Annotated in this window: 10 protein-coding genes and 1 pseudogene; 2 read left to right on the top strand and 9 right to left on the bottom strand. The window is 64.2% G+C overall.

Features of this window, described 5'->3' with window-relative positions:
- Positions 1–360: 360 nt before the first annotated feature.
- Positions 361–912 (bottom strand): annotated as a pseudogene (locus L8F97_RS10135) (transposase); the annotation flags it as partial.
- Between the two features lie 315 nt (positions 913–1,227).
- Positions 1,228–2,124, bottom strand: coding sequence for an AraC family transcriptional regulator (locus L8F97_RS10140; protein WP_242149103.1), 897 nt, complete (start codon positions 2,122–2,124; stop codon positions 1,228–1,230).
- 148 nt (positions 2,125–2,272) lie between these two features.
- Here L8F97_RS10140 and L8F97_RS10145 point away from each other — a divergent pair, with 148 nt between their 5' ends.
- A complete protein-coding gene (locus L8F97_RS10145) occupies positions 2,273–2,998 on the top strand; it encodes an SDR family oxidoreductase (protein ID WP_242149104.1) in 726 nt (241 codons plus the stop codon).
- 234 nt (positions 2,999–3,232) lie between these two features.
- Here the strand turns inward: L8F97_RS10145 and L8F97_RS10150 are convergent, their stop codons facing one another.
- The 4 genes from L8F97_RS10150 to L8F97_RS10165 form a co-directional block, all read right to left on the bottom strand.
- A complete protein-coding gene (locus L8F97_RS10150) occupies positions 3,233–3,763 on the bottom strand; it encodes a BLUF domain-containing protein (protein WP_313931976.1) in 531 nt (176 codons plus the stop codon).
- Positions 3,764–3,929: 166 nt separating this feature from the next.
- Positions 3,930–6,434, bottom strand: coding sequence for a putative bifunctional diguanylate cyclase/phosphodiesterase (locus L8F97_RS10155; protein ID WP_242149105.1), 2,505 nt, complete (start codon positions 6,432–6,434; stop codon positions 3,930–3,932).
- A gap of 167 nt (positions 6,435–6,601) precedes the next feature.
- Complete coding sequence (locus L8F97_RS10160; RefSeq protein WP_242149107.1) at positions 6,602–7,420, bottom strand: Nif3-like dinuclear metal center hexameric protein; 819 nt, start codon at positions 7,418–7,420, stop codon at positions 6,602–6,604.
- Complete coding sequence (locus L8F97_RS10165; protein ID WP_242149109.1) at positions 7,417–8,343, bottom strand: Nif3-like dinuclear metal center hexameric protein; 927 nt, start codon at positions 8,341–8,343, stop codon at positions 7,417–7,419. Before L8F97_RS10165 ends, L8F97_RS10160 begins: the two co-directional genes overlap by 4 nt.
- Before the next feature lie 123 nt (positions 8,344–8,466).
- Here L8F97_RS10165 and L8F97_RS10170 point away from each other — a divergent pair, with 123 nt between their 5' ends.
- Entirely contained in the window at positions 8,467–10,458 is a 1,992-nt protein-coding gene (locus L8F97_RS10170; protein WP_242149111.1) for an MGH1-like glycoside hydrolase domain-containing protein, read from the top strand.
- 437 nt (positions 10,459–10,895) lie between these two features.
- Here the strand turns inward: L8F97_RS10170 and L8F97_RS10175 are convergent, their stop codons facing one another.
- From L8F97_RS10175 to L8F97_RS10185, 3 genes are read right to left on the bottom strand one after another with little or no spacing between them, the layout of a single operon-like run.
- Positions 10,896–11,699 (bottom strand): SDR family NAD(P)-dependent oxidoreductase, encoded by an 804-nt coding sequence (locus L8F97_RS10175; protein WP_242149112.1) that lies wholly within the window; start codon positions 11,697–11,699, stop codon positions 10,896–10,898.
- Between the two features lie 10 nt (positions 11,700–11,709).
- Positions 11,710–13,275 (bottom strand): GMC family oxidoreductase, encoded by a 1,566-nt coding sequence (locus L8F97_RS22840; protein WP_242149114.1) that lies wholly within the window; start codon positions 13,273–13,275, stop codon positions 11,710–11,712.
- Positions 13,245–14,591, bottom strand: a complete 1,347-nt coding sequence (locus L8F97_RS10185) for an alpha/beta hydrolase (protein ID WP_242149116.1) — start codon at positions 14,589–14,591, stop codon at positions 13,245–13,247. The genes L8F97_RS22840 and L8F97_RS10185 overlap by 31 nt, the downstream gene beginning before the upstream one ends.
- Between the last annotated feature and the right edge of the window lie 158 nt (positions 14,592–14,749).

Consider the following 14,749-nt stretch of genomic DNA (forward strand, 5'->3'; position numbering starts at 1 on the left):
CCGCCGCACCTTCTTGACGCGCCTGCCATTCGAGACACGAACACTGCAGTTCTACTTTCCTGAAGAGTTTCGATGTCGGCAGGCGTACGAAAGTCTTGGAGGCCCAAACCCGTGGGCCACAGGCGATGCGCTATGAGGTTTTCAGTTTCCGACCTGCTGCGGTGACCAGCGACATCGCGGATGCGGGCACGGACTTGGATGCGGGCCGTCCGGATTCGGATTGGCACGTTGGTTTCGCCGGTGAAGATAGCCCGCCCTACTAGATATGGTTGGCGTCGGACAGCGATCGGCGCATGTGGCATCGGCTCCGCAAGTATCGGTGCTGCGAGACATGGCGGGGCCGTGCCGCGCCGTGCCGGGTCACGACGCCTGCGTCCCGGATAGTAGTGTACGCGCCGGTGGTACGCGGGGCTGGCGCTGACGTTCGAAGGTCTCCACGACGACCATGCGCCCTCCACAGCATGGGCATGGTGGCCGGATCTCGTCCGGTTCGGTTGGCATATCGGCCGCGGCCGGCGGCGCCACCCCGAGTAGCTGGCGGACGTAGTCGAGATGGACCTTACGAGCTGCACCGGCGAGCAGGCCGTAGGGACGAATGCGGTGGAAGCCCTGTGGGAGAACGTGGAGAAGGAAGCTGCGGATGTGCGGCCCGACCCGCTTGCCAATGCCCGCCGCCACGCTCGCATCGACGACGATGCGGTGTAGCTGCCGCGTGCTGAGCGGCTTGAGATAGTGCTGGCCGGGGAACAGCCAGCCGTCGACGTGCAGCACGCCCTCTTGCTGTCCAACCTTCCACCACTCGCGCAGCAGCGCCGATGGGAGCATGGCGTTGCGATAGCGGCCGCCTTTGCCGCGCTCGACCCTGAGCAGCATGCGCTCGCTGTCCACGTCATGCACCTTAAGAAGTGAAAGTGCTCATGGCAGGACTCCTTCTCATGAACCCCCGATGCTCTGCCCGCCTCCCGCAGCGCTCAAATCAAGCGCGACGCTCGCCCGTTCACCTCAACAGTGCTGCGAGCACCCCTCCCGCGCAGCGGGTTCGTGCTTCCACCACCTTAAGCCATTCCGGGATGGCTCTTAAACCCATAAAGCCGGAGGTTTTTAGCAACATGAACGGGCAACCGGAGTTGGAAGCCGAAAACGCGTTGCGGACGGCCGGGATCAAGTCTTTTGGCCAGCAACAGTCGTTCCCAATAGTTCACAAGACCGGTCGCGACCCAACTATCGTCAAAGCGCGATGGCCGCTGCTGGTGCAGCGTGGAGCCGTTCGATGTCGGTACGTGGAGGCGCCCCAAACAATCGCCTGTATTCGCGGCTGAATTGCGATGTGCTCTCATACCCGACGGCGAACCCTGCCGTGGTCGCCGTGGCACCGCCCACAAGCATCAGGCGTCTGGCCTCCTGCAACCGCAGCTGTTTCTGATATTCCAGCGGCGTCATGCGGGTGATCGCCTTGAAGTGCGCGTGGAGCGAGGAGGGGCTCATGCCAGCCTCAGCTGCGACTTCGTCGATGCGGATCGGCGCATCGAAACGCCGGCGGATAGCAGCGATCGCGCGGCTGACCTGATTGAGGTGACTGCCAGCGGTCGCGACGTGACGAAGCATCGGACCATGCGGGCCGATGAGCAGACGGTAGAGGATCTCGCGCTCGATAAGCGGTGCCAGCGCGCCGATCGTGTCGGGGCGGTCGAGCAGCTTGAGCAGCCGGCATGCCGCGTCGATAAGGTCGGGATCGCCGGGGTAGACGCCGAGCACCGGCAGATCTGTACGGGCCACCCCGCCGCCCTCGCTCGCGATCAGATCGGCCAGCATCGCGGAATCGAGATCGATCTTGCAGCAGAGATAGGGTCGCTCAGCGCTCGCATCGAGCACATGACCGACCAGCGGTAGGTCAACCGAGACCAGGAGGTAACGGGCGGCATCATAGACGACGCTGTGCTCGCCGATAGACACGCGCTTCGACCCTTGGGCGATCAGGCATAGCGAGGCCTCGTAGACGGCAGGCGTGGGGGTGCTCGGCGCGTCGGCCCGGATCAGCGACACATGCGGCATCGCCGTGCTGCAAACGCCTGTGTTCGCGACGTGCCGATCAATGACAGCGGCGAGTTCGGCGATCCGGTCCATGCCGACGATCCTTCCCCACTTTCGCGTCGCGGGCAAGCACCCGGCCTCGATTCTGGAGGATCGTGCAAGCTATTAGGATGATCGCTCTACCGCCCGACACAGGCCATGGCCCATCTGCGTCCCGTCACTGCAACGGAAGGACTGCATCATGGCAGGAAGTATCGACAAGGTTGTCCTCATTACTGGCGCGTCGAGCGGGATCGGCGAGGCAACTGCGCGTGAACTGGCCGAGGCTGGTGCCCGGCTGTTCATCGGCGCGCGTCGCGGCGATCGCCTGAAGGCACTCGCCGATGAGCTGGGCGAAAGCGTCGCCTGGCAACCACTCGACGTCATCAACAGCGCCGTTTTCGACGCGTTCGTGGCGGCCGCCGAAGCGCGCTTCGGGCGTATCGATGTGCTGGTCAACAATGCGGGCGTGATGCCGCTGTCCCCGCTCGCTCAGCTGAAGCGCGACGAGTGGAAGCGGATGGTCGACGTCAACATCCACGGCGTCCTTAACGGCATCGCCGCGGTCCTGCCGCGGTTCGTGGCGCAGCGAAGCGGCCATGTCGTTAACGTCGCCTCGGTCGCCGCGCACATGGTGATGCCGACCGCAACGGTTTATTGCGCCACCAAACATGCCGTGCGCGCCATCACCGAGGGGTTGCGGCAGGAGCATGACGAGGTCCGCTCGACGTTGATCTCTCCGGGCGTGGTCGCCACCGAGTTGGGCCATGACATCACCGATCCTGAGATTGCGGCGGCACTGACCGGATGGCGGAAGAAGGCGCTGACGCCGGACGCGATCGCGCGAGCCGTTCGCTACGCCATTGAGCAGCCGGAGGGAGTCGACATCAACGAGGTGATCGTACGCCCGACCGCAGCGGACATGTGAGTGCGTGGCGTGCCGGTGTCGTACCCCGGCACGCCCAAACGATCGGTTCGTCCACATCAACGCGCGGCAAGTATCAGGTAGCTAGAAGGGCTCGGGAACGGCCGGATGTGGGTCACCGCAATCGTTGTGCGTTGACATGCCGTCGACAGTCGAGGCGACGTGACGCGTCGGTTGCAAGCAAATACCCGCACATGCTGAACGTCAGCATTCGCAACGATGCTCTAAGGCATGTATTCACGCCGCCGAACATCCCTCTTCGATGGCGAGATCTCGCAGGATCGCGTGCAACCGATCGCCGCTGAAGCGGGAGGGGTCGAACTCACTTGCCCTGCTGATGTCGGCAAAGCGCGAAGCGTCAGCATCCGAGAGGCCGACAAAGCCCATCGCCCAGTTCGGAAAGGTTCTTCCTGCGATCGGCTCCCGTGCGAGCAGAGATACCTCGCCGTAGCGTTCATCCTGCTGGATGCGCTCGACCGCGGCTTCTACGCTGTCGAGCGGACCTTCCAAGACCTGAGCAAAGCAACCGGCATTGAACATCAAGGCGCCGGTGATATCATCGCGAGCATTGTTGCTGCGGCTAATCGCTAAAATGGCATGTAGCTCGGCAGCGAGCGTGTCTGGAACTCGATGCGCATCAACGCACTGGCGGACACAGCATTCAGATTCCGAATAACAACTCGTCTGCCCTGCACGCTCTTTCTCTTGAACTCGTGGGTTTGGCGGTTTGAAATACGGAGCAGGAATCGAGCGCGAATCACCGGGTATGCTCCGCCTCGCCGTTGCGCGGCAGCAACCCGATCCGGGCCGGGTGCTTCTGCGTCCATCGACAAGGAGAGCCGTGCCCCGCTAGGACGGTTAATGTCCAAAAGGGGGCGCGACCAAGGTGAACTAAACGGCCGGATGTGGGTCGTAGCCTCGCAGACTTTCTCGCCTAATGTACGACAGCCAGGGCTTTGGCGTGGTGTAGGCGAGCAAGCTGGGGCGTTTCCGTCTCAGTCTGCGAAGCGTCAGCAGGTAAGGGGGGCACAGGACGCCCGTACAGGAAGCCTTGACCAAGCTGGCACCCCAGCTGTCTCAGCTGCACCGCCTGAGTTTCGGTTTCGATACCTTCCGCCACGACAACTTTTCCCAAGCCGCGCCCCAGGCCGAGGATGGCGCGCACGATGGGCAGCGTTCCCCCATCTGATTGGCCGATACCGGCGACGAAAGAGCAATCGATCTTGATCCGGTCAATCGGCAACTTGCGTAGATGGACAAGCGAGGCATACCCCGTCCCGAAATCATCAAGCGCGATACACACGCCGGCGTCATGCAACATGCGCAGGTTGGCGAGGATGCTGTCCGCCGCCCGGTCGAGCATCACGCCCTCCGTCACTTCGACGCACAGGCAGGATGGCGCGATGCCATGATAGGCGAGCCGATTGAGCACGCTCTTGGCAGCCTGCGGCCCGGATAGCTGCGCGGAGGTGAAATTCACGCTTAATACGCCAAGCCGCGCACCATGTTCGCGCAATTGGGCAAGCGCGAGTTCGAAGACATGCTCCTGGACGAGCAGACCGATCCTTTCTGCCACCAGCACATCGGCGAAACGATCCGGCGTCAGCAGACCATGGCGTGGGTGGTTCCACCGCAGCAACGCCTCGTAGCCGCAGACTGTTTCGGTGGCGAGCGACACGATCGGCTGCATGTACAGCTCGAACTCCTCCCGTTTCAGCGCCGCTTCGGCGTCGCCGATCAACTCGACCTCTAAGTCGCGCAAGCTGCGCTGCAGGAGATCGTAGCGGGAGTAGCGCGCCCGGCCGAGCCGCTTTGCAGTGTAGAGTGCGAGATCGGCATTCTGATACAGCAGGTCCAGCGCCTGAGCGTCATCGGGATAGCGCGCCGATCCGACGCTGAGCGATAACGTGCGCTGCTGCTCCGTCTCGCACCAGGCGTCTCCCTGCAGCCTGCTTATCGCGTCGGCGAGTGCGACCTCCGCCAGCGGGGCGCCTTGACACAGGATCGCGAACTCGTCGCCGCCGATGCGCGCGATATCAGTGTCCGGCAGGAACCCCGTGGCGGCCGAAAGAGCCGATGCAACATACCGCAGCAGCACGTCGCCAGCGGCGTGGCCCAACCTGTCGTTGACGTCCTTCAGATAATCCACGTCCATCAAGAACAGGCTGAAGGGCGTGCCGGCGGCGATGAGCGTGTGTCCTCTCTCCTGGAACGCAGCGCGATTGCCAAGCCCTGTGAGGAAGTCGGTGTGCGCCGCCAGACGAAGCGTCTTTGCTTCGGCAAGATCGATTTCGCGTCGCTGGCGCGCCCGTTCAAGTTCCTGCCGGATTAACCGGAACCGATCGGCAATTGCTAGCGACAGCACAAGCGCCTCAAACGCGAGCGCCGCAAACGTTGCCATGTCGACGCCGTCGTTCTGCGGTGCAAGCCCGAGGTTGCGGGCCAGCCGCGCCAGAAAGACGCAAATCACCGGTCCCCAGCCGATCATGTAGAACCAGATCACGCGGCTGCCCCGACGCACCGCGATGCAACATGACGCCGCAACCACTGTGGCCGTGCCCGCGATCGCATAGTTCAGCAGCCGATCGGTGGCGGTCGCCGGCAGCCACATGTCGGCTGCCGCCATGAGGCCCAGCACGGCTCCAGCAGCCGCCAGCAAACGACCCGCCACGGCCAAACCGCCCGGCAGGATACCCTCCTCGACGACCGCAAAGAAGAACATGTTCCCCGCCGCCACCATCAGCCCGACGAGCACGAAGTCGATCCGGACCGCAACTGGTCCGACGAGGCTGGGCAACAGGAAGGTGGCCATGTTTGTCCAGACCAGACCATAGCAGAGCGCGACGGTGACCCACAGCAGGTACCAGCGCTGGAACGCGTACCGCTGGCCTGTGTGGATCACTAGATTGTAGAGCAACGCCGACAGCAAGGTCCCGACAAAGAGCCCCATCAACAGCAACCACCTTGTGTCGCCTGCCGTCATTTCAGAGCTGGAGATCGCGACGATCTTCCGCATAAGAGTCAGATCATCGATGTGCCGGAACCCGAGGTAAAGGCTTTGGACCTCCCGGCCGGGCGGCGCGATGGTGAACTTCAACAAGCCGCCAGGCGCCGCGTGGTCGTCGAGGTGAGAGTAGGCATCGGCGTGACGGATCATGCGGTCGCGACCGGCCACAAGCACCGCGATCCGGTCAAATCGCGTTTGGTCGACGAGGAGGTGCCACTGAGGCGGCAGATCGCGCAGGCGAGATGTGTCGAGACGCAGCCAAAGCCAAGTCTTGCTGCTGGTCGGCGCTCCGGTGCCGCAGCGGTAATGGGCTGCGGCTACCGCTGCGTTCGTCGCGGTGTCGGGGAGCGTGATGGTACAAGCCGTCCGGCGCAGATCGACGCTCCTGGCCGACGCAGCGTGCGGCGTCATGCTCAGAGCAAGCAACAGCAATGTGAGCCAGAGCTCTTTATATCTCGATATCACTATTGCGGCCCCCACCGCGGATCGTCTCGCCTCCCGCTACGGTAGATTTCCTAACAAAGAGGCAACCATCCGCCGGGTCGGCGGCAGCAGGCAGCAGATGTTCTCGCAGCGCTCCCCGGGAGCACCCGCGCCAGTTAGTTGGCCTGCTGCAAACTCCAGTAAGGCTCGACCGAAGGGAGGTATACTACTGGAACCTCACCGACGAACGTCTGGATCCAGTCGGCGCAGTACAGCATGCCGCCATCGACCGACTTCGCCTCGCCGAGCAGGATCAGCCCCTTCTTTGCTCCGCTCGCGACCATGTCCTGGGCGTACTCGACCGCCTCCCATTCATGGCTGTAGCCACACACGACAACGTCGGCCGGCCCGTTGAGCAGCGCGATCGTCGGTAGCTGGCGGGCGTTCCCCCAGCTTGCCGCGACACGGGTGACCGGCAGCGCGGGATCACCGACGACACGCAACGTGCGATCGTCGAGCACGGCGTGAAGCGATTGTGCCAGCGCGAGCAGCGTCGTCCGCGGTAAGGCGTACAGCGGCACGCCAGGCGTCTGCCGATGCGCTTCCCATCCAAGCGTCCGCGCCATGCCTGTGTCGATGCCGTTCTGCCATCGGTCGTGCAGGTCGAGGACGACTAGGCCGTGCGCACGGATGAACTCACGCTTCGCGGCGAACAGGCGGTTGCCGGCGACGTGATTGAGTTGGTCGCCTTCGGACCAGAATGTTGGATCATAGCTGACGATGAGGTTGCAGCCTTTGGTGGTCGCCACCTGCAACGCGTCGATCGACGCCATCGCGACCGTCGCTATGCCGGTCACCACGGTCGTTGGGTCGCCCGCGACGATGCGGTCAACTGCGGACATTACCGCGCCATCCGTCGCCGCGGCGGCAAGGATGCGGTCGGCGAGCTGGAGCGCGGTGACGGGCTCACGCGGCGGCGGTGCGGGTTTGGTCACGCCGACCATCCCTTCGTGTCGATCTCAAGCGTGGGGTGATCGAGGTTCCAATAGGGCTCGACGATCGGCACGTATCGCACCGGCACCTCGGGCACGAAGCCTTTCAGCCAGTCGGCGCAGTAGCGCATCCCCCATTGCTCCGACTTGACGTGGCCGAGGATGATCAGCGCCTTCTTCCCACCCATCGCGACCAAGTCCTGCACATAGGCGATCAGGTCCCAGTCCTGCGCCTCGCCAATCACGAGCACATCGGCATGATCGAGCAAGGTGATGCCGGGGAACGCGCTGCAATAGCCCCAGCTTTCGTAGACGGTCCGGACGGGCAGCGCGGGATCGCCGACGACGCGCATCGTCCGCGCGTGCATCTTCCGGCCGAAATCCGCGGCGAGCGCGCCCAGGGTCGTCGGCGGCAGCGTGAACAGCCGCTGGTCCTCCGGGTGCATGTACGCCGTCCACCCCATCAGCTGCTGCGTGCCGTGATTGATGCCGTCGACGGGCTTGAGCGCATGCCAATTGTCGTGGAAGTGGAACGAGACCATGTTGTGCGCACGCAGGAAGGCGAGCTTCTTCCGGTAAAGCGGATCGTCCTGCAACTGCGTCAGCGTGTCGGGGTGCGACCAATAGGTCGGCTCGTGCGTGACAACCATGTTGAGGCCCTGTCGCGCCGCGGATTTCAGGGCATCGAACGTCGCCATCATGGTGGTGCCGATGCCGCGCACAGCCGTCTCGGGTGCGCCCGCCTTGAAACCGTCCACGCCCTGCGCCTTCCAGGTTGCGCCGATGTGCTGCTGCATCCGTGCGATCACCTCGCCTGCGGTCAACGGCTTTGCCGCCAGCGCCGGCGAGCCCAGACCTGCCCCGACGGCAGCCGCTGCGATCCCGCCAGCGATCACGTCACGGCGCAACGGCGCATTCCGGTCCATCCACCTCTCCTTTGACTACCCGGCATCCTACAACTGCCATTCCCGACTGCAAGGCCACGGGCCGACGCGCCGCGTGCAACGCATCGCGCTGCATGATAGCTGGAGTGCAGGAGAAGGTTCAGCATGCGCATTGTCGCCCTCATGATCGCGTCATTCCTGTCGCTCGGCGTGGCCGCTGCAGAACCGCCGCGCTCCCCGGACTACGCCGCCGTGCAGGCGCGTCTCCAGCGCGGGTGGAACAGCTGGGACACCAATACGGTCACCGGGCAGGTGCTGCTTCCCTACGGCCTGCAGATCCGGCTCGGCTTGAAAAAGGATAGCGCAGAGAACACGAACGCGTTCCTGCCAACGGCGCTGATCGGCCGGAAGGCGGCGGGCGAGGAGACGGTGTTCCCGGGTCCGCACGCTTACGATGGCTCTTACACCGAACTCCGTGTCAAATGGCGCGGGATAGAAGTACGGTTGGAAACCGCGCATGTCGGAGACGATCTCGTCATGCTGGTGACGCCGCTCTCGGCGTCCGCACGGTCGCCGGATACGCTGGGAAACGCCGCGACCCGCGCGAACACGACGTTCCGGTCGGATGCGGAAGCGACCAGCCAGCCGCCGGTCGCGATCCTGTCGGCCGCGATGATCTGGAACCGGCCCGGCAACGTCGCGCGCGAGGGCGCCAACATCGTGGCGCGACTGCCCGGCGCCGTCGTCACGATCCATGCCGCCGGACCGGAGATCGACGAGGTTCAGGTGCCCGTGACCGGCCCGTACTTCGCCTTTCGCCTGGATCGCCCGGCCGCGGTCAGCACCGGCAAGCCGAGGAACCTGGGCGAGATCACCACGCTGGTCGCGACAGCCCGCGCCGCGTTCGCTGCCCGCACCTCGGCGGCCGGCGCGTCCGCCGAGGTGCGCGGCGCGATCGAGACCGTACTCGGCTGGGACACGATCTACGATCCGGCTGGCGGCCGCGTCATGTCACCCGTCAGCCGGATATGGAATCAGAACTGGGGCGGATACGTCCTGTTCGATTGGGACACGTTTTTTGCCGCTACCATGGCCTCGCTCGGAAACCGTGATCTCGCCTACGCCAATGCGCTGGAGGTGCTGAACGAGGTATCCCCTGCCGGTTTCGTACCCAATTTCGCGCGCGGCGGCGGCTGGAAAAGCTGGGACCGATCCGAGCCGCCCGTCGGCGCCATCACCATATTGGGTCTCTATCGCCGCTTCCACGATCGGTGGTTGCTTGAGGACAGTTACGACAGGCTGCTGAAATGGAATTCGTGGTGGCCCGACAACCGGGGCGCCGGCGAATATCTGACCTGGGGTAGCGATGCGACCCGGCCGCCGATCAACCCCGACGATCCCAGCGCCGGCACTCTGCAAGGGGCGAGATACGAGTCCGGGCTCGACAATAGCCCGATGTACGATGGGGTCGGCTTCGACGGCCGCCAAATGCAGCTCGCCGATGTCGGATTGATGAGCCTTTACATCGCAGACTGCGACGCGCTCGCCACCATCGCCGGCGAGCTTGGCCGAACCCGCGATGCTGTCGATCTTCGCGCCCGATCCGATCGCTATCGCCGCAGCCTTGCGACGCTGTGGGATCCCGTCGATCATATCTACCGCAACAAGGACTTGCGGACGGGCAGGTTGAGCGAGCACCTGTCGCCAACCAATTTCTACCCTCTGCTCGCCAACGTCCCGTCGCCGCGCGCGGCGGATCAGATGATCCGCGGGCATCTGCTCAACCCGGCCGAGTTCTGGGGCGATCGCGTCATTCCGTCGATCGCGCGCAGCAACCCGGCGTTCAAAGATCAGGATTACTGGCGAGGTCGCATTTGGGGGCCGATGAATTATCTCGTTTGGAAAGGGCTCGGCAACTACCACACCGATCTGGCGCTCGCTGCCCGCCGGCAGCTGGCCGACCGATCGCTGGCGCTTTTCATGGGGGAGTGGCGCTCAAAGGGGCATGTCCACGAGAACTATAGCGCGGTGTCAGCCGACAGCGACACAGTCGCGACGACGGACTGGTTCTACCACTGGGGTGCGCTCCTCGGCTTCATCGGATCAGGCGTCGAGCAGGGGAACCCGATCGCACCTAAGCAGCCGTCGCATCGATAGGCCGCCACCGTGGCCGATCAGTCGCGTCGAAACTGACTAGCCCGTCACGGCGGCGCTCGCCCGTCCTTCCCGCCTTGTGATGCGCAGATAGCGTGCGATCTTGGTAGGGTTGCTGATCGTATTTCGCGATCGTCGGAGAGTATTACCGCCGGACGTCCGGTGGCGCTTGTCACCTTTGCTACCAGTGAGATCGGCTCCAGCCCTACGGTGCGGCAGGAGCATGCACAGAAATTACGGTGAGGTTGCAGCCTCAGAAGCAGGTGAACAGATGGCCGCTTTCGAGGGCTGACCAAGCCGCACTCAAAGAGGCAAGCTCAAGCAATGGCGAGGATACTGCGTGACCAGAGGCATCCGAGCCTGAGCCGAACCTCTCATGCCTTATTCGCCTCAGCCCGATCAACTAATGCCGCGGTATCACCGAACTGAAGTGTAAACCTTCAACCCGCGATGGTGAAGACAGACCCGGAGTCCACCCGGATGCCGGCGCCGTTGATGAAGCTCGCACGTTCCGAGCACAGGAACGCGACCGCTGCGGCGACTTCCTCGGCCCGGCCACGGCGCTTCAATACCATGCCCGGCCGTTCCTCCTCGAGGAAACTGTCGATCGCCGCATCGAAACTTTCGCCGCGTTCGTCAGCGCGCTTGCGCATCATCTTGTCGGTCATCGGCGTCGCGATGAACGCGGGCGAGACGGTGTTGACCAGCACGTTGTCGCCGCCATAGGCCTTGGATAGTCCCTTCGCGAGGGCCAGGATACCCGCCTTCGACGCGCAATAGGCCAGCTCATCGACATAGGGCTGAACCGCATCTTCGGAGGCGAACAATACGATCCTGCCCCAGCCGCTCGCGCGCATTGCCGGGATCGCTTCACGGCACATCCGCACCGCGCCAAACAAATTGATATCGAGCGTCTGTTGCCAGCCGGCATCGTCGACTTCGAGAAAATCGCCGGTCGCACCCGTCACGCCCGCGGCGTTGACGTAGATATCGGGATTGCCAAGCCGGTCGCGAACCTCTGCCCAGATCGAACGAACGTCGTCGGGCTTGGTGACGTCACCGGCTACCGCGACAACGTCGCCAAGCGGCGCGAGCTCCGCGATCGCCTCGTTCAGCGTCCCGCCGGGCTGATCGGTGATCGCGACGCGCACACCCGCCTCGAGCAACAACCGTGCGGTCTCCTTGCCCATGCCGGAATCCGCCCCGCTGATCAGCGCGATACGGTTCTTGATGCCCAGATCCATGATGAACTCCTCAGTGCCTTGATGCGAGAAAACGGTCGGCAGTGCGCAGCGACAGTGCCATGATCGTCAGCGCGGGGTTGGCCGCGAGCGCGCTGGGAAAGACAGAATTGTCGCAGATCAGCAGGTTCGGGACGTCGAAGCTGCGACCGTCGGGGTCGACCACTGCGGCGTTACCAGCCGTTCCCATACGGCACGTGCCGACCGTATGGGCGGAGCGGTCGACCGCGACGATGTCGCTCGCGCCGGCCGCCGTCCAGATGTCGGTGAGCGTGCGTCGGGCGTGACGGTCGATCGCCTGTTCGTTGGCATGATAGCTGAAGTCGATCCGCGCCTTACGGTGACCGAACCGATCGGTTTCGTCGGCGAGCGTCAGGCGATTTTCGGCATGTGGCAGGCATTCGCCGTTGATCCCGATCCCAGCCAAGCGGTTGTAGCTCCTCAGGAAGGTCTCAAGTCGTTCGCCCCACATGCCAGCCCCTCGTGTGAGCCCGTTGGCGAGATTGACAGGAAGTACGCCGAGACTCTGAATTAGATAACCACCCGCACAGTCCGCGTCGCCGGGCCGCAGCATGTCCTCGCTGATCAGCGAGGAGGGGTAACCCCTGTTCATCCGCATGTCAGCGTCAAACCGGCCCCAAATCTGCGTCGCGACATGCGCCATGAAGTTACGGCCGACCTGCCCGCTTGAGTTGGCGATGCCGAGGTTGAGCAGCAGGCGTGGCGTCTCCACGCCGCCCGCGCACAGGAAAACGGCCGAGCATCGTTGCCGATGCTCCGCGTCGTCCTGCCGATACACGACCGCGCTGATCCGGCCGCTGCGATTGAACTCGAACGACACCACGCGCGCTTCGGCGCGGATCTCGGCGCCATGCGCGTGCGCAAGCGGCAGGTAGGTCGTATCCATGCTGGTCTTTGCAGCGGTGCGACAGCCCTGATGGCAAGTGCCACAATTGACGCAGGCCTGACGCTGCCCCCAATGCGGCTGTTCGCGATCGCGCGAGACCAAGGCTGCCGGCGCGTCGGTGGCGACGATGCCGATCGCCGCACAGCCACGCGCCATAGCGTCGGCTGCGGCATTGCGCGCGACGGGCGGATAGGCATAGCGGCGGGACGTGTCCCAAGGATACTCAGTTGGCCCTGATATGCCGGTAAACTGCTCCACTTCCACGATGTAGCGGATCAGCTCTGCATGATCGATTGGCCAGTCGGCGCCCTTGCCGCTGAGCGTCTTCAGTTTCAGGTCGCGAGGATCCGGTCGTGGGCAGAAAGCGCCCCAGTGCAGTGTCGATCCGCCGACGCCCATGCCGGAGTTGTTCGAGCCGAACGCGGTGGGCGTCGTCCCGCCGCTCAGCCGTTCCTCCATCCAGTAGATGTCGGCCGCAAGCTCGTCGGCAACGTGGTCGTCTGGGCGGAACATTCGGCCCGCCTCCAGCGCAACCACCGACAGGCCCGCCTGCGCAAGCCGTGCGGCAAGGGGAGCGCCGCCCGCGCCGGTACCGATCACCACCGCGTCAACGACATCGGCCGGGGCGTAACGCTTCGCGCTCACGACATCCGCTCCGGTGACGGCTGCCACGTCTCCAGATCGTCGGCGGCGGTACGGGTATAGCCCTGTTTGCGGCGGCCATCGCCGCCGACTGCAAAGCCGTCATAGCCGATTGCCACCATCGTCGCTGGCAGCGACATCCAGACGCGAACGGTTTCGGCGCGAACGTCCTCGAACCACAAGGCCATCTGTTCGGGTGAAAGCTGCGCCGCGTCCTCGCTGCTGCCGATCGCGCCATCGGCAACACGTTCCAGCAAGCGGGTTTGCGCATCCCCTCCCAGCGTGGCGAAACCCCCCGTCGCCAGCGTCGCGAGCCCGCGCTGCCACGCTTCACGATCAGGCGGTAGCGCCGCGAACCGCCAGCCGTCGCCCGCACCGTCAGCGATGCTGGCGAGGATGCGGTCCGCCAAGACGGCAATTTCGCCGGCATCGGGCAGGATCTGCGCGACAGTAGCCGTGGCCGTCGCGCGGTCTTCAGCCGTCCAGAGTGATGTTTCAGGCGGCGGGCGCATACGATCCATAAGCGCGACGCGCGTCCTACGACTGACGCGATCAGAGGCAAGCAATCTTGCGAAGGCCGGGGGTAGTTCGGCCTGAGCGACGCGTGCGACATGGCCTTCGAGCAGCGACGCGAGCACCTCAGGCTGTTCGTACGGAATGAGATGTGCCGCCCCCTGAACAACCTGAACATCGGCAGTGATGTAATGCGGTAGGTTGAGCCGACGCTGGGCATCTTCGCCAAGATCGCCATCGTCCGCGCCAGCGATAATCCGCGCCGGGATCGTGATACGCCCGGCAGCAGCGCTCCAGTCTTCACGACTTCCGCGTTCCAGCCACCCAAGCCAGGCTTCCCGGCTGGAGCGCTGAACGTCTTCGATTGCAGCGGTTCGCAGCGCGTCCGCCAATCGGGTTGCGGTATTCGCGTCGACGAACGTCGCGGCTTCGTCCCACGACGCCTGATTGTCCGCAAACCACCCGATCATTTCAGCGCGGCGATCCTCATCCATCGGTTCGGGCGAGGGGGGAGATGCCGCGACCAGTACGACGCCGAGCACACCTGACAGGCCGATTTCGCCGCGTGCCGCGCGGGCGGCAACGAGCGTGACGATCTTGCCCCCCATGCTGTGTCCGACGAGCACGCAGGAGACCAGCGCGCGCGAGCGAATCTCGTCCGCGAGCCAGTCTGCCATCGCCCCGACATCGAGGTAACCGCGTCGTGCCGCCGCACCGTAGCCAGGCAGATCAAGCGCCACGCAATCGCGCGTCGGCAGATGATCAAGGACAAGCTTCCACTGTTCCGCGCTGGCGCCAAGTGCGTGCAGAAACACCAACGTCGGTCCGGTCATGCAGCCTCGCAAATTCAACTTGATGCCTGACGTTGCAGCTAAGCGTCAGTTCCGGTTGGACGTGCCGATCGCATAAATATCCTTGAAAACATCGCCGAGCGATCACCCCCGTTGCGCCGTTTTTGCCGTCAGAGATCTCTGGCCATCCCGCATGCACG

It is taken from the genome of Sphingomonas sp. BAUL-RG-20F-R05-02 (assembly GCF_022662305.1).
Classification (GTDB): domain Bacteria; phylum Pseudomonadota; class Alphaproteobacteria; order Sphingomonadales; family Sphingomonadaceae; genus Sphingomonas.

Coding starts and splice junctions, on each gene's coding strand:
- L8F97_RS10140 (WP_242149103.1), bottom strand. CDS start 2,124: ATGGACCGGATCGCCGAACTCGCCGCTGTCATTGATCGGCACGTCGCG.
- L8F97_RS10145 (WP_242149104.1), top strand. CDS start 2,273: ATGGCAGGAAGTATCGACAAGGTTGTCCTCATTACTGGCGCGTCGAGC.
- L8F97_RS10165 (WP_242149109.1), bottom strand. CDS start 8,343: ATGGACCGGAATGCGCCGTTGCGCCGTGACGTGATCGCTGGCGGGATC.
- L8F97_RS10170 (WP_242149111.1), top strand. CDS start 8,467: ATGCGCATTGTCGCCCTCATGATCGCGTCATTCCTGTCGCTCGGCGTG.
- L8F97_RS10175 (WP_242149112.1), bottom strand. CDS start 11,699: ATGGATCTGGGCATCAAGAACCGTATCGCGCTGATCAGCGGGGCGGAT.
- L8F97_RS10185 (WP_242149116.1), bottom strand. CDS start 14,591: ATGACCGGACCGACGTTGGTGTTTCTGCACGCACTTGGCGCCAGCGCG.